Genomic DNA, 20,926 nt, shown 5'->3' with positions numbered 1-20,926 from the left:
GTCGTAGCTAGCTCGCACTCGCCAGCTGCTGCTCCTGCATTTCGCGGAGCGTCCGCGTCACCGATTCGGTGCACCTCTCGGGCGGCACGTCATATTGGCGCAGCAGGCTGGCCTCGACCTCGCTTTGCGTGCTGGGCGTGGCGAGCGCTTCCCAGATCGCGCGCGCGGTCGGGTTGAGGGCGACATAGGTGCCGCTCTCGATATTGACCATCACATAGCTGTCTTCGACCGGCGACCCGACCCAGTCCTCATTGCGCCGCCACACCATATCCGTCATCGCGAACCCCCTGCCCCGCGCAGCGCGCGAGGCCAGCCCATTCCCATGCCGCCAGCTCCGGGCCGGCCGAACGTGGCCAGCTATAAAGCGGTATCGTGGCCGCGAGTAGCGCCGAATCCGCCAATGTCGCGCCATGGCGGCCGAGCAGCGCCGGGACTCTGGGGCGATGGCGATGCGCGAGCAGCTGCGCCACCGCTTCGACCGGGGTGAACCGGCCGAAGGACGGGGCCGGATCGCCGCCACGCGACAAGATCAGGATCGCGCCGAGACGATCGCGAACCAGCCCTCTATCGCTCGGCACGGCGTGAAAGTCGCGCGGCCTCTCCCCGCCGCCGAGGAAATAGCCGCCCGGGAGGCCGCACGCCTCGCCCGGGCGCGCTGCGGCATCGATCGCGATCGTGTCGTCGCCGAGGATCGATGCCCCGGCCGCGACGAGCTGGGCAAGGATCGTCGACTTGCCGCTGCCCGACGGTCCGGCGATGGCGATCGCGCGCTCCCAGCCGGGCAGGTGCGCCGCGGCGGCGTGGAGCACGAAACCGCTCCGCATCCACAACAGAGCCGGCAGGGCGGTCGCGATCAGCAGCGCCGTCACCTCGGCTTCGGACGCGGCGGGATGCGGGGTCACGCGGAGCTGATCGGGACGGCAGCGATATTCGGCGACGCCCGGCGCGGTGAAGCAGAGTTCGTCGCCCTCGAAGCGATAGAGCCGATCCGATTGCGCCGCGCTCGGCGAAGCACGCGTGATCTCGACCTCGGCATCCGCCGCGCCGTCGGCAAGCGCGCCGGGGATGTCGAGCTGCGAGCGGATCCGCAGGCCGTAAGCGAGAAAGCCGCGCATACGCGCGATCAGCCCGGCCAGATGTCGAAGGCGAAGCAGATCCTGCGATCGGCGGCGCCGTGCGGGAAGGTGCGATGATAGCTGTGCGAGGGGAACATCATCAGCGTACCCGTTGTCGGCCGCATCAGCGCCTTGCCGAACGCCGCGGCCGCCTCGGCGCCGGCCAGCTCCTCGGGCAGGCCGAAGGCGATGCACCCGCCGGGACCGGTGCCGTGCGCGATCGAGTCGGGGATCTGCACATAATAGACGCCGCTCAGCCAGCCGAACTGGTGGACGTGCCACGTTTCGAAGCCGGTGCTCTCGGTGATCACGCACCAGCAATGCAGCGTGCCGCGGTCGGGACGCGCGCGTGCCCAGGGATGATCGAGCGCAGCGATGTCGCGCGCATGCGAGTCGACCTGCGCCTCGATCTGGGCGAGCAGGGCGCGGACCAGCGGCGCGTTCCCGGTTGCCGGCGCGTCGATCCGCCAGGTCTGCTCCGAGGCGGTGCCGTAGCGGTCGAAGCGCACGCCGGGATGGCTCAGCAATTCCTGCGCGAGCGCCACGTTGAACGCGTCGAGGCTGTCCCAGCCCGGCGGCGGCGGAAGCGTGGTGCGGCGGGCGAGCAGGTCAAAGCCCGCCATCTCGCGCGCAGCGTCGATCTCCCCCAGCCGGGCAAAGGCGAGGATGCGCGCGCCGAACAGGCGCGAATGGCCCACTCCCGCCGCGAGCAGCGCGTCAGTCGCGGCGATCACCGCGTGCGGATCGCCGCGGTCGAGCAGCAGCGCGGCGAGGCGCTTGCAGGCATCCTTGTTGTGCGGATCGAACGCGAGCGAGTCGCGCAGGCATTGCTCGGCGGCGGGATCGCCGAGCCGCGCCCACGCCTTGCCTTCTAGCGCGAGCGCGGCGGCGCGTTGGCGGTCCGTCGCGGCGCGCGCCAGGGCGGCCCGCGCCGTGTCGCCGGCGCGGCGGCTGTGCGCGTCCTCCTCCTGCGCGAGATGCGCATGAGCGAGCAGCATCGCCTCGACATAGGGCAATGTCTCGAGGTCGACCGCGGCATAAAGGGCCAGCGTCTCGCCGAACGCGTCGGAAAGATTGAACAGCGACGCCAGCCGCTGGCGCAGCAGCGGCGAGGCGGGATTGCGCGCATAGGCCGCCTTCACCACCGCGCATTCGTCGGCCGCGGTGATCCGCTTGCCCATCTCCTGGCTGATGATCATGTGATTGGACATCTCACCCCGCCACCCGGGCCGGTTGGCGCGCTTCCCCCGGCCTGATAGGGGTATTGCCGCTGGTGGCGGCAGGCCACAAGCCGAAAAGCGGAGCGCCGAGAAGGGGGCGGGAGGACATGCATTTCGCGCCGGGCGCGACCGTTGCACGCAAGCTTGCCGCGGCGCGGCGCAAGCCGCTGTTCGTGCTGCTGTGGCTGGTTCCCGCCTGGCTGCTGATCGGCCTGTCCGCCGCGACGATCGCGCTGGTGCCGTTCCGCCGCATCGCGCCCTTGCTCGGCGTCAACCGCGGCGCGGTCGCGTTCAAGCCCGCCATCGACGCTGGCCAGCAGCGGCGCGCGCTGCGCATCGCGCAGACAATCCGCCTCGCCGCGCGCCATGCGCCGTTCCGCGCCGACTGTTTTCCCCAAGCGCTGACCGCGCGCCTGCTGTGCGCATTGTGGCGCGTGCCCTGCGCGATGCATCTGGGCGTCGCGATCGGCGACGGCGCATCCAGGATGCGCGCGCATGCCTGGGTCAGCGCGGGCGAGATCGTCGTGAGCGGCGGCGCGGGCAGCTTCGCCGCGCATACGCCGGTCGCCTGCTTCGTGCCCGCCGCGCTCAAGGACGCGTGACCGCGCGGACTCGGCCTTCGTCGACGCGGAGCTCCATGTCGCACCAGCGCAGGCTGTGCTCGCGATGGGTGATCATCAGGATCGTCGGGCGCGGGTCGAGTGTGGCGAGCCGGCCGAGCACCTCCGCCTCACCCGCCGCGTCGATCGCGCCGAGCGCTTCGTCGAGCACCAGCAGCCGCGGCCGCGCGAGCAGCGCGCGCGCGATCCCCAGGCGCTGGCGCTCGCCGCCCGAGAGCAGCCCGCCGCGCTCGCCGATCACCGTCTCGAGTCCCGCCTCGAGCCGCGCGACGATCCCCCTCGCCCCGGCGATGTCGAGCGCGGCGGCGATCGCGCCGTCGTCCGCCTCGGGGCTGCTCCAGGTCAGGTTGCGGCGGACGGTGTCGTGGAACAGGAAGCCGTCTTGCGGGACATAGGCGATCGCGCGCGCCCAGCCCGCGCGGCCGGCATCGTCGAGCACGGCCCCGCCGATCGCGATGCTGCCCGCCTGCGGCACGAGCAGCCCGACGATCAGGTCGACCAGAGTGGTCTTGCCCGCGCCGGAAGGCCCGGCGACGCCGACGAAGCTGCCGGGCGCGAGCGCCAAGGTGACGTCCTCGACCCCGCGGCCGCCGGCGTGGCGATAGGTGACCTGCGACAGCGCGATCGGACCGGGCGGCGGCGCGGGCGCGGGCGGCATGGCTGCTTCCTCGCCCAGCTCGGCGTCGAAGCCGCGCACCGTCTCGAAGCTCGGCAGATGGAAGGCGAGCACCTGCGCGGACTGGAACAGCTGCGACGCAGGCGCGCTCATCCGCGCGAAGATGACGAGCAAGGTGATGAGCAGGACGGGCGCGACGCCGAACCAGCCGAAGCCGAGCAGCACGACCAGGCCCGCCAGCACCGCCGAGCCGATGCCGAAGCCGAAGCGCGACCGCGCCTGCCGCCGCGCAAAGGATAGCGTCGCGTCGCGCACGCGCGCCTGGACGCGGCGGTGCTCGTCGAGGAAGCGGCCGCGCGCGCCTTGCGCTGCCGCGGTCTTGAGGCCCGCGAGGAAGCGCCCGGTGCCAGCCATCATCGCCTGGCTCGCCTGCACCATCTCCCCGCCCAGCGCGCGGAGCCCGTGATTGGTGGCGAGGAACAGCGCGACGGCGGCGAGCAGGCCCAGCGCGACGGCGGCGGTGAGCCGGGGCGCCAAGGCGAAGGCGATGCAGCCCTGGACCAGCAGCATCACCGCCGCGACCGCCATCTGCAGCAAGGTCTGCAGCGCCGCGCCGACGCGGCTGACGTCCTGCGTGAGCAGGCTGGCGACTCGCATATGGCTGATCGGCGCGACGCTCGGCCAAGGCGCGCGGGCGAGCCGGGTGACGATGCGGTTGCGCTCGGCCTCGACGAAGCCTGCCTGGAGCCGGGCGAGCGTCATGTCGCGGCCATAGCCGACCGCGGCGCGGAGCAGCATCACGGCAAGGAAAAGCCCGACGAGCAGCGCGAGCTGCGCCACTGGGCTGACCGCGCCGAGCTCGCTCAAAATCGCGACGCCGCGGCGATCGGCACCGACGACAAGGCCGAGGATCGGCACCAGCATCAGGATCCCGGCACCGTCGAGCACGGCAGCGGCGGCGACCAGCGCCATCGCGCCGAGTCCGCCGCGCCCGGCATGCCCGGCGAACGCCCCGGCCATCGCGCGCATTCCGCGCCACAGGATCCTGGCGTTGGTCAGCGGCGTCACGGCTAGGCCAAGGCGCGCGCGGCGCGTAGCATCGTCACTATCGGCGACCAGCCGGCCGGATCCGGCACCGGCACGAAGCCGAGCCGGCCATAGATGCGGCCCGCGGGGTTGTCGGCGCGCACCTCGAGCCGCGCGGACAGGCCGAGCTGATCGACGACATCGAGCCAGGCGCGCAGCAGGTGCAGGCCGGCCGCGGTCGCCCGCGCCTCGGGCAGCACGGCGATGTCGACGCCATGGCTCTCGCTCGCCTCCCAGGCCACCATGATGCGCCCGATCGGTTGGCCGCCACACGTCACAATGCGTTGCATCGCCCGCGGGTGCGCGGCATTGTGCGCGGCGTGCTGAAACTCTGCCTGCTGCACCAGCATCGGCTCGGGCAAGGTTCCCGCCAGTGGCGAGCAGGCGATGGCGAGCCCCGTGAGGAATGCGGAGTCGACCGGCGTTTCCGGACGGCAATCCAATCGAGGCGCGCGCGCGGCGAAAGCTTCATCAAATCGGGCGTGGGGATCGATCATCGGCTTCGGAACGGAAAAGGGCTGACCTTTGCGTGGCCTCCCATCGCATCCGGTTGATCGCCGCGCAAATCCATCTAGGTTCGCCACCATGACCGAAGAGCTTCTGCCGCGCCCGATGGTGCTCGAGGAATTCACGCCGCTGGTCGGCAAAATCGTCCGCGTGGATTGTGAACCGCGGAACGTCGACCTTACCCTGGTGGAAGCGGCTCCCCTGCCCGACCGCGGCGCAACGCCGCGCCCGCCGTTCGTCGTGATCTTCCACTCCGACCCCAAGGTGAAGCTGCTCGCCGGCATTTATGCCATGCGCAGCGGATCCTTCGGACCTGCGCTCGTCTATCTCGAGAATACGGTGCCGCCGCGTGACGCGGTCCCGGGCCATTATTATCAGGCCGTGTTCAACTGACGAAACGGACCGGCGTCGCCGCCGGCCCGATCGCAAATCAGTTGCGCGAGGGGAAAATACCTTCGAGCGCGATGCAGTGGTTGAGCACCAGATAAGGCTGCATCGTCGAGAAGGGGAAGTTGCTGCCCGAAATGCCGGTGTTGCCCGCGACGTTGACGCCACCAAGCGGAATCAGCGGCTGCCCCGCTCCGGCGCTGGCCGGCACATAGATCTCCGGGATCGCGCCCGGATTGGGCGCGGTGTCGACGCCGCGACCGAGGAACGCGCCTGCCTGCGGCGCCTGCTCCGACGCCTTGACGTTGACGGCGTTCACCGAGACCTGGCCCGGCGACATGGTGTGGTTGTGCGCCGGCATGTTGTTGGTGATCAGCGTGGTGTTCTCGCTGCCGCCGACTTGGCCGAGGGTGTAGACGCTGCCGCCGGGCATCGAACCCGAGCTGAGCGGAGCGCGACCGCGCAGATCCGGCAGCGCGAAGGTGGTCTGGCCGTTGCCGCCATAGGTGGTACCGAGCAACGAGAACAGCGCCGTGTTCTGCGCGATCGACAAGATCTGGCCCTGGCAGAAAGCCCACCCGCGCGGCGGGAAATTATAGGGCACCGTCATGAGCTGCCCGATAAACGGTTCCGACATAGATTCCCCCAATGTGACCGGTGCCCGACGAGTCGGCTCACCCCCTAACGCCCTGTACTCACAGACTTCTGTGCGTCACCGCGCGAAGCTTGTCGTGCCGCAGAGTGTAGCGCGGACCCGTTTCGAGTCAACGACATCGCGCAACGGTACGCCGGATCAGCCGGCTTAGCGGGCAACGGTCCGCAGACTCTTGAGCCGGGCATAAGGCGCATCGAGGAACCTCTCGACCGCGGCCGCGATCGCGGGAGTCACCGCGGCGCGCTTGCGCGCCACATCGGCGACAAAGCGCTCGCCCGGCGCCTTGGCGTCGCGCGCCCGTGCCGCCGCCATCGCACGCGCTTCCCCGGCATCGGGCGCGAAGCCGAAATGCCCGGGGATCGACGCCTCCATCGCGTACGGCAGCTCGGCATAGTCGACCAGCATCCCGCGCCCGAGCGCAAGATGCTCCGCCACGGCGGTGAGGAGTTTCGCCAGCACCTTCGCGCCATGCGTTTCGAGCGAGAAATCCGCTGCGGGCTCGACGCCCGGGAGCGACGCGGCGACATGGAGCCCCGGCATGCGCATCTGCGACACCAGCACCTCCGCGGGATCGCGGTAGAGGAAGATCCACGGCACTTCGGGAAACGCCGCGCGGAACAGCGGCAGCGCCAGCACGTGCCAGCTGTCGAGCTTGACGAAATAACGCCGCGCGAGGCCGTCGCGGTTGCGGCCCAGCGCGGCGACGATCGCGCGCAACGCGGTGAGCTTGTCTTCAAATGGGACATCCGCGTCGCGCGTCCATTGCACGATCGCGTCGATCGGCTCGGCCTCGGACACCACGGCATGGTGAGGAACCGCCGCCAGCATCTGCGCCACCAGCGTCGAGCCGCAGCGGGACATGTGAAAGATGAAACCCTGCGGCGCCAGCGTGCCTTCCCGGCTCGCGCCGGCGACCAGCGCGGCCATGTCCGTGCGGGGGCGGACCGTCCGGCTCAACGGCCGCGTTCCCATCCGCAGCGCCGAGTCCCTGTAGAAGGATTCGACCAGCGGACGCGCGCCGAACCATATCCAGTCGAATGCCGGCGCGCCGGTCCCCGGCACGGTTCGGGCCGGCAGCCAGCCCGTGTCCGGCCAGCAATCGAACTCGACCGACACCGGCCGGCCGGGCGTCGCCCCAACCGGCAAGACGATCCCCGAAGCAGCCGCAACGGCATGCGCCTCGGCCTCGAACGCGTCGGGCAGCTCGATTGCGCCGAGTCGTTCCTGCAGCGCGGGATTCGCGAGGATCGCACGGCCGAACACGTCCCAGCCGTCTGCGTTCATCTCCTTGTACTCCTCGGAAAAAAACCCCGCCGTCGCCGCGCGATCAGGCGTTGTGTAGCGGCGTGCATCACGCTACGCTGCGCCCTCACGTTTGAGCAAGGTGGGGGGCCATGTCGAACAATTCGCATGACGCAGCAAATCCGGACGCGGGCCAGGTCAGCCGCCGCGCCTTTCTCGGCCGCGCGGGCGTTGCGTCCGCCGTCGGCGTCGCCACCGCGGGGATGGCGACCAACGCCGCCGCCGCCGTCCTGCCGGGCGCGAAGGTGAAGACCTTCACCGGCAAGTACGCCGTGGACGGCCACCGCATCGTCGACGGCTTCATGGCGTCGCCGCGCGGCAAGACCAAGCTCGACGTGGTCGTGGTGATCTCGGAAAGCGGCGCGCTCGACGCGGCGGCGGAGGCCACCGCGCGCAGCTATGCCGCGCAGGGCTGGCTGGCGATCGCGCCGAACCTGCCCACCACCTATCGCGGCGCAGCGGGCAAGCCGGCGATGGTCGAGGCGCTGAACCGCGACCTGCCGCGCCTCGAGCGGCTGGCGCGCGGCAGCGGCAAGGTCGCGGTCGTCGCAGCCTGACCGGCCCGTCCGGGGCCTGCCGCGGGCAAGTCGCTGGTTGGCAAGGCGTTTCGGGCGGAGCAAGATGCGTGAATGAACAGCGGCGGCGATTCGTGAATCATAGACTTCTCAAGCAAGCATCGGCGGCGCTTGCCGCCGGCACGGCGTTCGCCTGGTCCTCCGCGGCGATGGCGCAGGAGCTCGCCGACCCGCAGGGCTCGGGCGTGATCATCAACGCGGTGCGCTGGCTGCAGGGCACGTTGCTCGGCACGGTGGCGACGGTGGTCGCGGTGATCGCGGTCGCCGTGGTCGGTCTGATGATGCTCACCGGGCGCATCAACTGGCGCTATGGCGCCACGGTCATCCTCGGCTGCTTCATCCTGTTCGGCGCCGCCAGCATCGTCGCCGGGATCCAGTCCGCCGCCGGCGCGGGCTGAACCGCCGTGAACGGGCTCGACCGCGACACGGTCTTCGTTGCGCTGACCCGGCCGCAGATGTTCGCGGGCGTGACCTATACCTATTTCATCGCCAACGCGATCATCGCCACCGAGTTGTTCCTGATCTTCCGCTCGGCCTGGGTGCTGGTCGCCGCGCTGGTGATCCACGGCCTTGGCATGGTGCTGTGCCTGCGCGAGCCGCGCTTCTTCGACCTGTGGATCACGCGCGTCAGCCGCTGCCCGCGCGTGCGCAACCACGCGGTCTGGCGCTGTAATTCCTACCGGCCCTGAAGCTCTCGCCTAGACGGGCGAGCCAAGCATCGCCGCGAACCAGTCGTCGACGATACAGTCGATCACCAGATGCACGCGATCGGTGGTGCCGCGATTGGCCACGGCATGCTCGTCGGCGAGGCGCAGATACCAGGCCTCGCCCGGCGCCATCGCCAGCGGCGTCCGGTTGAGCAGGAACTCGACATCGGGATTGGTGGTGATCGGGAGATGCACCCGCGCCGCGCCCCATTCGGCGGCGAGGTCGTGGTCGCGGTGCGGCTTGATCACCGAACCGGGCGTCAGCCGCATCAGCCGCACAGCGTGGAGCGGGCAACGGAACTGCGCCAGCACCTCGCGGAAATAGGGCGTATGCGCGAGCAGCGGGCCGTCGACGAATTCGGTCGCGGTCGGATCGGAATAGATCATCATCACCGGATGCGTCGCGCCCGCGGCGTGGCGCAGCGGCAGCACCGACCACGAGCCCTCGTAATTCTGGCGCACGAGATGGTCGATCCAATCGCGGTCGACTGTCGCGAGGTCGGCGCGCAGGCGGTCGGCATCGAACGCGAACGGCAGCCGCACGCGATCCGGGGCCGGCGTGCCGGACGGCGGCGCGATCGAATGGGCGTGCATCGGCGATCCCCCCGTGGCGGCGCGCGGAGCCTAGTCGCGATCCCGCCGCGCGCAAAGGGGCGCCTCAGGAGCGGTCGAACTCGATTGCGGTGACGCGATGCCCGCGTGCCTCGAGCCGCGCACGCAATGCCTGGCGCTGCTGCTCCGAATCCGAGTCGGAGCGCGCCTGGATATCGACCGGCAGCCCGCCCGAATCGTCGCGGCGCACCACGGCGTGCGACGCGATCCAGCGCTGGTCGGTCATGGTCAGCTGGAGTATCCGCGCCCGACGCCTGGGCCGGCAGGCCGATCCTGTTGGCGAAGTCGTGATGGCTCGATGCGAGCTCGGCCAGGGTGCCCGAGGCGGCGACGCCATCGGCCGGCGCGGCCGCCGCGTGAGTCGCGCGAGTCGCGCGCGAGGCGATCGTGCCGTGTGCGTGATCGCCCGATCCCCGATCGTCACCGCCGTCCTGCAGGAAGCGCTGCGCGGGACATAGCCCTGCCGTGCCGCCTCGGCCTTGCGCGTGCCGCCATAGTCGAACGGCGCGCCGCCAACCTGCTGCATGTCGGCGAACAGGAACGCCCAGTCGCCGTCGCGGTGGAGCTGCCGGACGACGAACACCGGCGGCTTGCCGAGCTCCTCCGCCACCGGAATCCGTGCCGCGTCGAGGTGGCGTTGCGATCGGCGTCAGTCACGGCGTGCACGCCCGCCGATACGATCATCAATCCCGCCCGTAGCATCTCGCCCAATCCCGTTCGTCCGGCCCGGATGGGATCCGCATTCGGCGTCCCCGGGTTCCCCGCCCGCCTTGACCTTCGCCCGACGACGGGTGACGGATGCGACGCGCCGCCGCATCCTGGTGGCGCGTGCATTTTGTCGGGGAGCGGCGCCGGCTCAGGGCGCCGGACCGATGTGAATCGCACCGGCCTGGCGGATATCCTCCGAGGATGCCCCCGCCAGCACGCGGTAGGCGCCCGGCCTGACGCGCCAGCCGCCGGCCCTGGCGTCGAAGAAGGAGAAGGCGCGCGGATCGAGCGTCAGCGTCACCTCGCGCTGCGCGCCGGCGGGGATCGCGATCTTCCGGAACGCCCGCAGGCTGCGCGGCGGTTCGCCGGGGGCGGTTTCGGCCGGCTCGACATAGAGCTGGACGACCTCCTGCCCCGCGCGCCTGCCGGCGTTGCGGACGGTGAGCCGCACCGTCAGCGGCTTGCCACCCGTCGCGCGCCCCGGCAGCTTCAGACCCGAATAGGCGAAGCGCGTGTAGGACAGCCCGTGGCCGAACGGAAACAGCGGCTTGGTCCCACGCGCGCGATAGCCGCGATAGCCGACCAACAGCCCTTCCGAATAGACGCTCTTCGAAGTCTGGAGATCGATCGGGTCGTCCTCGGTGCGCTGGGGGAAGGTGACGGGCAGCTTGCCCGAGGGGTTGATCTTGCCGGTCAGCACATCGGCCACCGCCGACGCGCCGCCCTCGCCGGGCAGCCACATGTCGACGATCGCCGGTACGCGGTCGTGCCACGGCATGGTCATCGCCGCGCCGGCATTGACCACCACCGCGGTGCGCGGGTTCGCCGCCGCGATCGCCTCGACCAGCCGGTTCTGCTCGCCGGGCAGGTCGAGCGAGGCGCGGTCATAGCCCTCGCCCTCGGTGGTCGAGGACGAGCCGACAATCACGATCGCAGCGTCCGCCGCCTTGGCTGCCGCCACCGCCGCGTCGAACGACGGCTGCGGCTCGCGCACGCCGAAGCTCAGATTCTCGTAGGGCGTGCCGCCATTCGCATAGTCGACGCGGATCGGATAGCCGCGCCCCGCCTCCAGCTCGACCTGAACCGTCCGCCGCGGCACGGGGAAGCCGAGCACGTCGCGATTGTCGGGGACGATCTTGCTCGCCTTTTCCAGGATCACCTTGCCGTCGAGCGTGATGCGTGGCGTGCCGGTGCCGCGGATGCTGAACTCGTGGACCCCGCTGGTGCGCGGCCAGAACATGCCCTCCCAGCGAATCGCGGCATAGCCGGTGACCTTGGGCCCCGCGACATTGCCGCTGATCCAGCGCACGAAGCGCGTGACGCGCTCGGTTTTGGTCGGCGCACCGCTCGCGTCCTCGGTCATGTAATAGCTCGCGGCCAGCCCGCTCTCGCCGCGCCGGGCGCCCGGGGTGAACAATTTCGGATCGGCCGCGGGCGGCGTCTCCTCATTGTCGACGCCCTTCTCGTAAATGATCCGCACACCGGGCAGCGCGGCGCGCAACGCATCGAGCGGAGTCTGGGTCTCGAACGGCGCGACGTTCGAGCTGCCGCCGCCCTGGATGCGCACGACATCGGCATTGGGCCCGATCACCGCGAGCGAACGGATCGCCGGGTCGAGCGGCAGTACGCCCTCGTTCTTGAGAAGCACCATCGCCTCCGCCGCCGCCTTGCGCGCGACATCGGCCTGGCGCAGCTGCTGGGTGGCCGCCGGGCGCGAGGTGCCGCGCTCGATCACGCCGCTGCGCACGATCAGCCGGACCATGCGCCGGGCATTGTCGTCGATCTGCGCCCGGCTCACCTCGCCCGCCGCGACCGCCGCCTTGAGCTTGTCGCCGAAATGCTTGGGCGGCCCCGGCATCTCGAGATCGAGCCCGGAATTGGCCGCCGGCGCGGTCGAATGGGTGGCGCCCCAGTCGGACACGACGAAGCCCTTATAGCCCCATTCCGTCTTGAGCAGGTCAGTCAGCAGCCAGCGATTCTCGGCCGCGTAGGTGCCGTTGATCTTGTTGTACGAGGCCATCACCGACCAGGGATCGGCCTCGCGCACCACCGCCTCGAATGCGGGCAAGTAAATCTCGCGCAGCGTCCGCTGGTCGACGACCGAGTCGACCACGAAGCGGTAGCTCTCCTGGTTGTTCGCCGCGAAATGCTTGATCGAGACGCCGATGCCCTCGCCCTGCGCGCCGCGGACATAGCCGAGCGCGAGTTGCGCGGTGAGCCACGGGTCCTCCGAATAGGTTTCGAAGTTCCGCCCCCAGCGCGGCGTCCTCACGATGTTGACGGTCGGCGCGAGCAGCACGTCGGCGCCGTGCGCCTTGGCCTCGCGCGCGATCGCTGCACCGACTTGCGCGACGAGTTCGGGATTCCAGCTCGCCGCGAGTGCGACGCCGACCGGAAAGACCGTCGCAGGCTTGCTGTCCGGCGAGCGCACGCCGGTCGGCCCATCGGTCATCTTGACCGCCGGGATCCGGAGGCGCGGAATCGGGTTGAGCGCCATCGAGGACTCCCCCGCCAGGAGCAGGATCTTCTCGTCGAGCGTCAGCCGCGCCATCAGGTCGTCGACGCGCGCCTCGATCGGCGCCTTCGCGTCGCGATAGACCGGCGCCGACTCCTGCGATCCGGCGGGGGCCGCCATGGCGAAGATCGACGCGACTGCCGCAACCTGCCTCAATCTCATTTGATCGCGGCCAGGCTGGTCGCGGTCTTGGCGAGCAGCTCGTCGGTGAGCTTGCCGTCCGAATAAGGCTGGAGCTGCTTGAGGCTAAGGCCCTTGATCATCTCGAGCTGCGGGAGCTGCGTGAGGCCGGGCAAGTCCTTGTCGAGCACCGTCTTGGCCGCGTCGTTCGCGAGCAGCTCGCCGATCGGGGTGTCGAGGTTGTACTTTGCCGCGGGCTTGGCCGGTTCCGCCGGCGCAGCAGGCGCAGGCGCGGTCTGCGCAATGGCGGTAGCTGGCACGAGCAACGCCGCCCCGAGCATGAGGGGAAGTTTCATCACTAACTCTCCTTGGTTTCAGCGGATTGGCTGCCGAGCTCGGCGATCATCGCCTGCCGGATCAGATATTTCTGGACCTTGCCGGTCACCGTGGTCGGGAAACTGTCGACGATGCGGACGTAGCGCGGCACCTTGAAGTGCGCGATCTGCTCGCGGCAAAAGGCGCGGATCGCCTCCGCGTCTGCTTCGGCCCCGGCACGCAGCCGGACCCAGGCGCAGACCTCCTCGCCCATCCGTTCGTCGGGCACGCCGACCACCGCGACATCCTCGACCGCTGGGTGGCGGTAGAGAAACTCCTCGATCTCGCGCGGATAGATGTTCTCGCCGCCGCGGATCACCATGTCCTTGAGGCGGCCGACGATGTTGGCGTAGCCGCCTTCGTCGATCACCGCGAGGTCGCCGCTGTGCATCCAGCCCTCGGTGTCGATCGCCTCGGCGGTGCGCTCGGGCTCGTTCCAATAGCCGTGCATCACCGAATAGCCGCGCGTGCACAGCTCGCCGGGCTGGCCGACCGGAACGATCGCGCCCTCGCCGTCGATCAGCTTGCATTCGAGATGCGGCTGCACCCGGCCGATCGATCCGGTGCGGCGGTCGAGCGGGTCGTCGAGCCCGGTCTGGAAGCTCACCGGGCTGGTCTCGGTCATGCCATAGGCGATCGTCACGTCGCGCATGTGCAGCCGCTCGATCACCTCGCGCATTAGCGGTTCGGGACAGATCGCGCCGGCCATGCAGCCGGTGCGCAGCGAGGCGAGGTCGAGGCTGTCGACCACCGGATGCGCGAGCATCGCGATGAACATCGTCGGCACGCCGTAGAGCGCGGTGCAGCGCTCGCTCGCCACCGCGCGCAACGCCGCCTCGGGCTCGAAGCCGGGGGCGGGATAGACCATCGCAGCGCCGTGGGTGAGACTGGCGAGATTGCCCATCACCATGCCGAAGCAATGATAGAGCGGCACCGGGATGCAGATGCGATCGTCCGCGGTCAGGCCCATGCCGCGACCGACGAAATAGCCGTTGTTGAGGATGTTGCGATGGCTCAGCGTCGCGCCCTTGGGCAAGCCGGTGGTGCCGCTGGTGAACTGGATGTTGATCGGGTCGCCGGGGTGGAGGTGCTCGGGCAGGCTGGCGCGTCCCTCGACCTCGGCGAAGGGTATCCAGCCCGGCCGCGCCGCCTCGCCGATCAGGATGCGTGCGCGCAGCGCCGGCAGACGCTCGGGACCCAGCGCCTCGATCATCTCGGCATAGGCGCTGGTCTTGAAGCGCTCGGCCGCGACCAATGCTGCGAGGCCGACCTTGTTGATCGTATATTCGACCTCGGACAGGCGATAGGCGGGGTTGATCGTCACCAGGATCAGCCCGGCACGCGCGGCGGCGAACTGAGTCAGCGCCCATTCGGCGCAATTGGGCGACCAGATGCCGATCCGCTCCCCCGGCTTGAGCCCGAGCGTCAGCAACCCCGCGGCAAGCGCATCGGCGCGCGCGAGCAGCTCGGCGAAGCTCCAACGGATATCCTGCGCGACCGAGACCAGCGCGTCGCGCTCGCTCCATTGCTCAGCCGCGCGCACCAACGCCTCGCCGATCGTGTGCTCGAGCAGCGGCGGCGCATCGGCTCCACGCACATGGCTGAGCCCGGGCGTGACGAAGCTCATGTGCCGGGCGCCGCGCAGGTGAAGCTCGCAGCCTCGTCGGTCGGGCCCTTGCCGTCCCAGCGCGCGACCTTCGGCCACGCGCAGAGCGGGCGCGTCCGCTGCGCCTTGGCGGGGAAGCCGAGATAGCCGAACATATCGTTGTCGAACTTGGTCGCGACGATCCGCTCGGGTGCGGGTCCGCCTTGGTGCCAGGCATCGAGCGTGCCGAGCGCATCGAACACGTTCGGCCCTGGGCCGGCGAGGCAGTGCGACATGCCCGGCGCCATGAACAGCCGGGTCCGCGCGCGCGCCTGCGGGTTCGCGGCGAGCACGCGCGCGTAATAGCCGATCGTGTTCTCCGGCGGGATCGCGGCGTCCTGCCAGCCATGGTACATCAGCAACCTGCCGCCGCGGCGGAAGAAGGCGCCGAGGTCAGGATCGTCGGCGTCGAGCTCCTTGCCGACCCGCGCCTTGGCCAGTGCGTAGTCGCGCGCGAGATCGAAACGCGAGGCCGGCCATTCGGGATCCCCGTGCACGAAGTAGCGGAAGAACTCGGTCGAGAATTTCGCATGCTGCGAGTCCGCGGCGGTCAGCCACATCGCCCAAGTCCCCTCGCCAGCCTCCGCGCCGGGCGCGAAGCCAGGGTAGAAGGACGTGCCGTCCGGCGCCTTCGGACCCTGATAGAGATGGCGCGCGGCGGCGACTTGCGCGGCGCTCAGGCAGTCGGTGCCCTCGCCCGCCTTGCATTGCAGCTCGGCCGGATCGAAGCGGCACTGGCGCGGGTTCTCGATCACGCCGTCGGCCACCCCGTCGAGCTTGTCGCATCTGGCGAGCGAGGCGGTCTGGAGCAGCTTGAGCTGGGCAGCCCCGAGCGCGGCGCCGGGCCGCGACAGCGCCTGCGCGTTGCTCGCAAAAGCGCTGGCCATGCGCGTCCACGGGATGGCGGGAGCGCCGGCGATGATCGCGTCGTAATCGTCGGGGAAGCGCTGCGCCTCGATCAGCGCCTGACGTCCGCCGTCGGAGCAGCCATGGAAATAGCTCGCGGCAAGCGGCGCCGCATAATAGGCGGCGATCACCTGCTTCGCCGCCTGGGCCGCGAGATGGTTCGCGCGCCAGCCATAGTCCCTGATCTTCTCCGGCGCGCCCAGCGCCCAGCTGGCATCGACATCGCTCTTGCCGAAATGGCCCATGTCGCTGCCGACCGACGCATAGCCCCGGGCGACCGCGCCGCGCATCAGCAGCGCCGGGATGCCGAGATTGGCGCCGAACCCGCCATTGCCCGCCCCCATCAGCTTGCCGTTCCACGCCGCGCGCTCGGGCAGCCACACCTCGACCCTGATCGAGGAGCCGGGGACCGGGGCCAGCACCGCCTGCACGCGGCAGAAGGGCGCGGCGGCGGGAAGGCCGGGCATGCCGGGCCCGGTGTCGACCGTCGCGCCGGTCGTTAGCGAGGTTGCTGCCTCGACCTTGCCGTTGGCGAGCGCGCGGCCGGTGAGCGCGGCGCAGCTTCCGGCCGCGGGAGCCGGAGCGGTGGTCTGGGCGGTGGCGGAGCCCGCGACGAACGCGGCGGCACCAATAATCGCGAAACGCAGGCCGTTCATTTCCGCAGCACTCCCAGCGAATTCATCCATGTCTGCATGCGCTCGGTCCACGCATCGCTCGGCTTGTCCTGGCGCTTCATGCCGAAGCCGTGGCCGCCCTTGGCGAACGTCACGAACTCCGACCGCGCCCCGCTCACGCGCCAGGCGGCGTCGAGCCGGGCGCTGTCGCCGCGCGCGAGCTTGTCATCGTCGGCGACTGCGACGAACAGCGGCGGCGCGTTCGGGGGCGCCGCGATCGGATCGGGGAGCAGGCCGGGATAGATCGTCGCGGCGAAGTCGGGCCGGCTGTCGGCGTGGTTCGCCAGCGTCGTCCAGACGGTGACCGCGCCGCCGGCCGAAAAACCCATCATGCCGATCCGGTCCGGCCTCACGCCATAGCGCGCGGCATTGGTGCGGACATGCCGCACCGCCTGCTCGCCATCGGCGGTCGCGAGCGGCCGCAGCGGTTCGACCGCTTCGGCCAGCTTGGGCAGGTTGGTCATGTAGCGCAGCATCACGAACGGCAGGTCGCCGCCCGACTTGAGCAGGCGATAGCGCAGCACGAAGGCGGTGATCCCCATGCCATTGAGCCAACGCGCCACCTCGGCGCCCTCATTCTCGATCGAGAGCATATGGAAGGCGCCGCCCGGGGCGACGATCACCGCGGTGCCGTTCGCCTTGGCGGGATCGGGGCGGTAGACGGTGAGCGTCGCGTCCTCGACATTGCGCACGATCGTGCCGAACGGCGCGCGGTCCTCCAGCACGCCGGGCGAGGCCGCGGGCTGGCCGGGCCAGAGGCGGACGACCTCTTCCGCGGCGGCCGGCGGCGCGCCGGGCAGGGCGATCAGCGCGGCCATGGCGGCGAACAGGGCGATGAGGCGCATCGTCATCTCCTTCATTGCGAATCCTGCGCCGCGGCGATGGCGGCAATCGGCGGCGTGGCGGCGGGCGCCATGGCCGTCCGGTCGATGCCGATCGCGAGCAGCTCGGGCTTGGCAGGGTCGAGCCTGCTCCACCTCGGAACCCCCTTGCCGTTGGGATCGCCGGTGCGGGCGAAGTCGGTCCAGTAAGTCATCATCCGCTCCGCCGCGGCGCGATCGGCGGGCGTCGCATCCGCGGGCAGGTTGCCGAACTGGAAGGCGACGTCGCTGGCGTGGCCCGCGCCCTTGCCCGGCTCGCGCTTGGCTTCCGCAACATAGCCGAAGCGATAGAGCCAGGTCCGCGCCCCGCTTCGCGCGTGGCGTTGCGCAAGCGCCAGTGCGGGCTCGCCGAAGATCATGTCGCCGGGCAGATAGCGCGCGGCCCGTTCGGGCGCCCCATAGGTTGCCTTGACCGCACCTGCCTTCCCCCCGAGCTGCGCGAGCAGAGGGCCGTTGACCATCGGCAGGAAGGGCGCGGGGATGAAGCCGAGCTCGTCGTCGTTGCTGCCGACGATGAAAGGGATACGCACTTGCCCGCCAGCGGCGAAGATCGTGTCGGTGTGGCCGGGGACGAGTCCGCCGTCGGTGACTGGCCCGGCATAGATCGCGTCCTCCTTGTTGAGGATCGTGATTCCGCCGCGCACCGTATCAGCCGGAAGCGCGCGCAATGCCGCCAGGTCCGCCGCGCCCGCCTTGGTTGCGAAGGCGATGCCTTTGGCCCTGGCCTCGGCCGGCGTGGGCCAGCGGTCGCGTCCGCCGCCCGATGCCGCGATCCCCTTGGCGAACAGGCCGCGTGCAGCGGGCGAGGTCATTAGCCGCGCGACCGATTGTCCACCCGCGCTTTCCCCGAACAGCGTGACGTTGGCGGGATCGCCGCCGAACGCGGCGATGTTGCGCTTGACCCATTGCAATGCGGCGATCTGGTCCAGCAGGCCCCAATTGCCGCCCTCGCCCAGCGCAGGATGCGCGAAGAAGCCGAAGCGGCCGAGCCGGTAGTTGAAGGTCACCACCACCACGCCACGCTTGGCGAGCTGCGTACCGTCGGTCGTGTCGAGCGCGCCCGACCCCGCGACGAACCCGCCGCCATGGATCCACACCATCACCGGGAGCTTGGCGCTCGCGGCGGGTTTCGGCGTCCAGACGTTGAGGAACAGGCAATTCTCGGCCATCGGCGCGCCGCGGCTGACATCTCCCGGGATCGGGTTCTGCACGCAATCCGCGCCGAAGCGCGTGGCGTCGCGCGGCTCGTTCCAGGAAGTCGCCGGCGCCGGCGCGGCCCAACGCCGGACGCCGACTGGCGGCGCGGCGAAGGGAATGCCCTTGAACGAAGCGACGCCGTCCGAGGTGACTCCGTTCAGCGCGCCGCTGTCGATGCGCACCTGCTGCGCGGCGGCGGGCGCCGCTGCCAGCAGGGCGAGGACGAACAGCCGGATCATGCGCCACCTCCCGCACGGAACTCGAAGGCGCCGGGACCAGTGCGATAGACCGCATAGCCCCGCTCACGCCGCAGCAGCTCGGCACCGGCCGGCGCGGCGATCGCGCCGAAGCGCTCCGGTACCCAGACCTCGCCGCCGGTGTTGGCCGGGATCTCGGCGGTAAGCGTCAGGCGGGCCTGAGCGACCCGCCAGCGCGAGGCGGCGTGGCCGTGGATCGTCTCCATCACCGCCTCGGCCGAGGCGAGGCCGGCGGGAATCGCGGGCTTGACGAGCACCGTCTTGTAGCCCGGCGCACCCGGCCGCAGCCCCGCGAGGCGCTGGCGCATCCAGTCGGCGATCGACGCGAAATAATGATGGTCGCGCGAGCGGCTTTCGAGGCTCCAGCTTTCGAACATCGTCGAATGGCCGTTGGCGATCCACCAGCCCCAGCCCGGCTCCTCGGTGCGCATCGCGACGCGATAGGCGAGGTCGGCGTGGCCGTAATCGCTCAATATCTCGAGCAGATGGCGCGTGCCGTAGACGCCGGTGCGCAGACCCTGCTTCGCGACATCGCGCGCGATCGCGTCGGCGACGCTTTGCTCGCGGCCGGCGGGCGCCATGCCGAAGGCGAGCGGCAAGACATTCTGGACCTGTGCCGGCGGCCCCGCGACGCCCTTGGCGTCGACCGTGCGGTACCAGCCGTTCGCCTCGTCCCAGTAGCGCGCATTGTACGCCGCGCGGATCGCCTCAGCGAGTTGGCGATAGCGCGTCGCATCCTCCGCCTTGCCGATCACCGCCGACGATCGCGCGAGCAGGTCCGCTTCGTGGAAGAAATAGGCGGTGGTCACCGCATCGACCCCGCCGCCGCGCGCATTGAGGAAGTCGAGCGGCCCCGGCGGCATCCATTCGCTCAAGCCCGCCGCGCGGCGGAACTCGGGCGCCTTGATGAAGGTCGCGGTATAGTCGACCAGCCGGCGCTGCATGTCGTGGCTGCGCTCGAGGATACGGGTGTCGCCATAGGTGGCGTAGAGCTCCCATGGCAGGATCAGCGCCGCCGCATCCCATGGCGTGGTCGGGCCCCAGACGATGCTCCAGCCGGGCGTGTTCTCATAGCCGTAATAGGGCGTCGCGGGGACGATCTCGGGGAGCTCGCCGTTCGGCGCCTGTGCGTCGCGGAAGTCGGCGAGCCACTTGGTCCACACGCGCGCGACGTCGAGACTGCGCGCTGCCGCGCCCGCCGAGGCCTGCGCGTCGCCGGTCCAGCCATTCTTCTCATAGGTCGGCGTGTCGGTGACGAAGCCGTGGAGGTTGTTGAGGATCGTGCCGGTCGCCGCCGCGTCGATCTTGCCGAGCAGCGGATCGGCGCTGGCGAAGCTGCCGGTGCGCGCGACATTGGAGTGGACGATGCGCGCCTTGAGCGCCGCGCCGGTCACCCCGCGCAGCTCGACATAGCGGAAGCCGCGATAGCCGAAGGCCGGCTCCCAGCGCTCGACGCCCTTGCCCGCCAGCGTGTAGCGGTCGGTCTGCAGCTGGGCGTGGATCAGGCCCGATACGGGGACGACGCGGCCGTCGGCGCCCAGCTTCTCGCTCGCCACCAGCGACACCGTCGCGCCGCGCGGGCCGCTGACCTCGAGCACCGGCCAGCCGGCGACGATCCGCCCGAAATCATGGACCCAGACGCCGGGCGCGGCTTCTTTCACCGACGCGGGGGCGATCATCTCGACCGGCTCGATCGGCTCGGCATTGGCGGCGGCGAGCTGGCCCGCAGGTCCCGCGACGATCGCGGCCGCGTGCCATCGCGCACGGAACCCCGCCCGATCCCAGCCCGACTGCAGCAGCCGCGCGTCATAGCGCTCGCCGCGATGCACCGAATCGCTCCGCGTCGGCCCGGACGCCGTCCGCCAGCTGCCATCGGTCGCGATCGTCTGGCGACTACCGTCGGCATAGTCGATCTCGAGCTGCGCCTTGAATGCCGGCTCGGCACGCCAGGGCGCGGCATGGAAATACCATTCGTCGGGATCGGCCAGCGCATACCAGCCGCGCCCCAGCTCAGCGCCGAGCACGTTCGCGCCCGGCCGCAGCAGCGCGGCGACGTCTTGCGTGTAGCTCAGCACGCGCTTGTCGTAGGCGGTGAAGCCGGCGCCGAGCGGCGATCCGACCTGCGTGCCGTTGAGCACGACGCGCGGCATCCCCGCGCCCGCATGATAGAGCCGGGCGCGGACGATCGGCTTGCGCGCCACGTCGAACGCGCGGCGGACCAGCGGCGCCGGCTTCTCGATCGGCAG

General features: G+C 70.4%; 21 protein-coding genes. 5 read left to right on the top strand and 16 right to left on the bottom strand.

The window, feature by feature from the left end; all coding sequences use genetic code 11:
- Positions 1 to 7 precede the first annotated feature (7 nt).
- From ABDV68_RS07985 to ABDV68_RS07975, 3 genes are read right to left on the bottom strand one after another with little or no spacing between them, the layout of a single operon-like run.
- Positions 8 to 277 (bottom strand): PqqD family protein, encoded by a 270-nt coding sequence (locus ABDV68_RS07985; protein WP_343519275.1) that lies wholly within the window; start codon positions 275 to 277, stop codon positions 8 to 10.
- Positions 249 to 1,115, bottom strand: coding sequence for an ATP-binding protein (locus tag ABDV68_RS07980; protein WP_343519273.1), 867 nt, complete (start codon positions 1,113 to 1,115; stop codon positions 249 to 251). The genes ABDV68_RS07985 and ABDV68_RS07980 overlap by 29 nt, the downstream gene beginning before the upstream one ends.
- A gap of 8 nt (positions 1,116 to 1,123) precedes the next feature.
- The gene (locus ABDV68_RS07975) at positions 1,124 to 2,326 is read right to left on the bottom strand and encodes a putative 2OG-Fe(II) oxygenase (RefSeq protein ID WP_343519272.1); all 1,203 of its coding nucleotides are present in this window, start codon (positions 2,324 to 2,326) and stop codon (positions 1,124 to 1,126) included.
- A gap of 116 nt (positions 2,327 to 2,442) precedes the next feature.
- On the opposite strand from ABDV68_RS07975, the gene ABDV68_RS07970 reads away from it, so the two are divergent.
- A complete protein-coding gene (locus ABDV68_RS07970) occupies positions 2,443 to 2,937 on the top strand; it encodes a lasso peptide biosynthesis B2 protein (RefSeq protein WP_343519270.1) in 495 nt (164 codons plus the stop codon).
- Here the strand turns inward: ABDV68_RS07970 and ABDV68_RS07965 are convergent.
- Both ABDV68_RS07965 and ABDV68_RS07960 read right to left on the bottom strand, forming a co-directional pair.
- Complete coding sequence (locus ABDV68_RS07965; RefSeq protein ID WP_343519269.1) at positions 2,924 to 4,639, bottom strand: ABC transporter ATP-binding protein; 1,716 nt, start codon at positions 4,637 to 4,639, stop codon at positions 2,924 to 2,926. The genes ABDV68_RS07970 and ABDV68_RS07965 overlap by 14 nt on opposite strands.
- A gap of 2 nt (positions 4,640 to 4,641) precedes the next feature.
- Positions 4,642 to 5,154, bottom strand: coding sequence for a GNAT family N-acetyltransferase (locus ABDV68_RS07960; protein WP_343519268.1), 513 nt, complete (start codon positions 5,152 to 5,154; stop codon positions 4,642 to 4,644).
- Positions 5,155 to 5,242: 88 nt separating this feature from the next.
- Here ABDV68_RS07960 and ABDV68_RS07955 point away from each other — a divergent pair, with 88 nt between their 5' ends.
- Positions 5,243 to 5,557, top strand: coding sequence for a hypothetical protein (locus ABDV68_RS07955; protein ID WP_343519267.1), 315 nt, complete (start codon positions 5,243 to 5,245; stop codon positions 5,555 to 5,557).
- A 37-nt stretch (positions 5,558 to 5,594) separates the two neighbouring features.
- On the opposite strand, the gene ABDV68_RS07950 is transcribed toward ABDV68_RS07955, so the two are convergent.
- Entirely contained in the window at positions 5,595 to 6,188 is a 594-nt protein-coding gene (locus ABDV68_RS07950; RefSeq protein WP_343519265.1) for a tail fiber protein, read from the bottom strand.
- 165 nt (positions 6,189 to 6,353) lie between these two features.
- Positions 6,354 to 7,490, bottom strand: coding sequence for a sulfotransferase (locus ABDV68_RS07945; RefSeq protein ID WP_343519264.1), 1,137 nt, complete (start codon positions 7,488 to 7,490; stop codon positions 6,354 to 6,356).
- A 110-nt stretch (positions 7,491 to 7,600) separates the two neighbouring features.
- Between ABDV68_RS07945 and ABDV68_RS07940 the strand changes: the two genes are divergently transcribed.
- The 3 genes from ABDV68_RS07940 (at position 7,601) to ABDV68_RS07930 (ending at position 8,772) form a co-directional block, all read left to right on the top strand.
- Positions 7,601 to 8,065 (top strand): hypothetical protein, encoded by a 465-nt coding sequence (locus ABDV68_RS07940; protein ID WP_343519263.1) that lies wholly within the window; start codon positions 7,601 to 7,603, stop codon positions 8,063 to 8,065.
- A 92-nt stretch (positions 8,066 to 8,157) separates the two neighbouring features.
- A complete protein-coding gene (locus ABDV68_RS07935) occupies positions 8,158 to 8,481 on the top strand; it encodes a TrbC/VirB2 family protein (protein WP_343519261.1) in 324 nt (107 codons plus the stop codon).
- 6 nt (positions 8,482 to 8,487) lie between these two features.
- Entirely contained in the window at positions 8,488 to 8,772 is a 285-nt protein-coding gene (locus ABDV68_RS07930; protein ID WP_343519260.1) for a type IV secretion system protein VirB3, read from the top strand.
- Between the two features lie 9 nt (positions 8,773 to 8,781).
- Here ABDV68_RS07930 and ABDV68_RS07925 read toward each other — a convergent pair whose 3' ends face one another.
- From ABDV68_RS07925 to ABDV68_RS07885, 9 genes are all read right to left on the bottom strand, one after another.
- Positions 8,782 to 9,384 carry an aspartyl/asparaginyl beta-hydroxylase domain-containing protein gene (locus ABDV68_RS07925; protein ID WP_343519259.1) on the bottom strand — a complete coding sequence of 201 codons (603 nt, stop codon included), beginning with the start codon at positions 9,382 to 9,384 and terminating at the stop codon, positions 8,782 to 8,784.
- Between the two features lie 64 nt (positions 9,385 to 9,448).
- Positions 9,449 to 10,012 carry a hypothetical protein gene (locus tag ABDV68_RS07920; protein ID WP_343519258.1) on the bottom strand — a complete coding sequence of 188 codons (564 nt, stop codon included), beginning with the start codon at positions 10,010 to 10,012 and terminating at the stop codon, positions 9,449 to 9,451.
- A 246-nt stretch (positions 10,013 to 10,258) separates the two neighbouring features.
- Positions 10,259 to 12,787, bottom strand: a complete 2,529-nt coding sequence (locus ABDV68_RS07915; protein WP_343519257.1) for a glycoside hydrolase family 3 C-terminal domain-containing protein — start codon at positions 12,785 to 12,787, stop codon at positions 10,259 to 10,261.
- The gene (locus ABDV68_RS07910; protein ID WP_343519256.1) at positions 12,784 to 13,101 is read right to left on the bottom strand and encodes a hypothetical protein; all 318 of its coding nucleotides are present in this window, start codon (positions 13,099 to 13,101) and stop codon (positions 12,784 to 12,786) included. Before ABDV68_RS07910 ends, ABDV68_RS07915 begins: the two co-directional genes overlap by 4 nt.
- Positions 13,102 to 13,103: 2 nt before the next feature.
- On the bottom strand, positions 13,104 to 14,747 hold the full coding sequence (locus ABDV68_RS07905; RefSeq protein ID WP_343519255.1) for an AMP-binding protein: 1,644 nt from the start codon (positions 14,745 to 14,747) through the stop codon (positions 13,104 to 13,106).
- Positions 14,744 to 16,327: a tannase/feruloyl esterase family alpha/beta hydrolase gene (locus ABDV68_RS07900; protein WP_343519254.1), complete on the bottom strand. Its 1,584-nt coding sequence runs from the start codon at positions 16,325 to 16,327 to the stop codon at positions 14,744 to 14,746. The genes ABDV68_RS07905 and ABDV68_RS07900 overlap by 4 nt, the downstream gene beginning before the upstream one ends.
- A complete protein-coding gene (locus ABDV68_RS07895) occupies positions 16,324 to 17,190 on the bottom strand; it encodes an alpha/beta hydrolase fold domain-containing protein (RefSeq protein WP_343519253.1) in 867 nt (288 codons plus the stop codon). The genes ABDV68_RS07900 and ABDV68_RS07895 overlap by 4 nt, the downstream gene beginning before the upstream one ends.
- Before the next feature lie 11 nt (positions 17,191 to 17,201).
- Positions 17,202 to 18,662 (bottom strand): carboxylesterase family protein, encoded by a 1,461-nt coding sequence (locus ABDV68_RS07890; RefSeq protein WP_343519252.1) that lies wholly within the window; start codon positions 18,660 to 18,662, stop codon positions 17,202 to 17,204.
- A partial coding sequence (locus ABDV68_RS07885; RefSeq protein WP_343519251.1) for a family 78 glycoside hydrolase catalytic domain occupies positions 18,659 to 20,926 on the bottom strand: 2,268 nt, incomplete at its 5' end. The genes ABDV68_RS07890 and ABDV68_RS07885, both read right to left, overlap by 4 nt.

The organism is Sphingomonas sp., assembly GCF_039595165.1.
Lineage (GTDB): Bacteria > Pseudomonadota > Alphaproteobacteria > Sphingomonadales > Sphingomonadaceae > Sphingomonas.
Note: the sequence above shows the minus strand (reverse complement) of the source record. Positions and strands in the feature narration are given on the sequence as shown.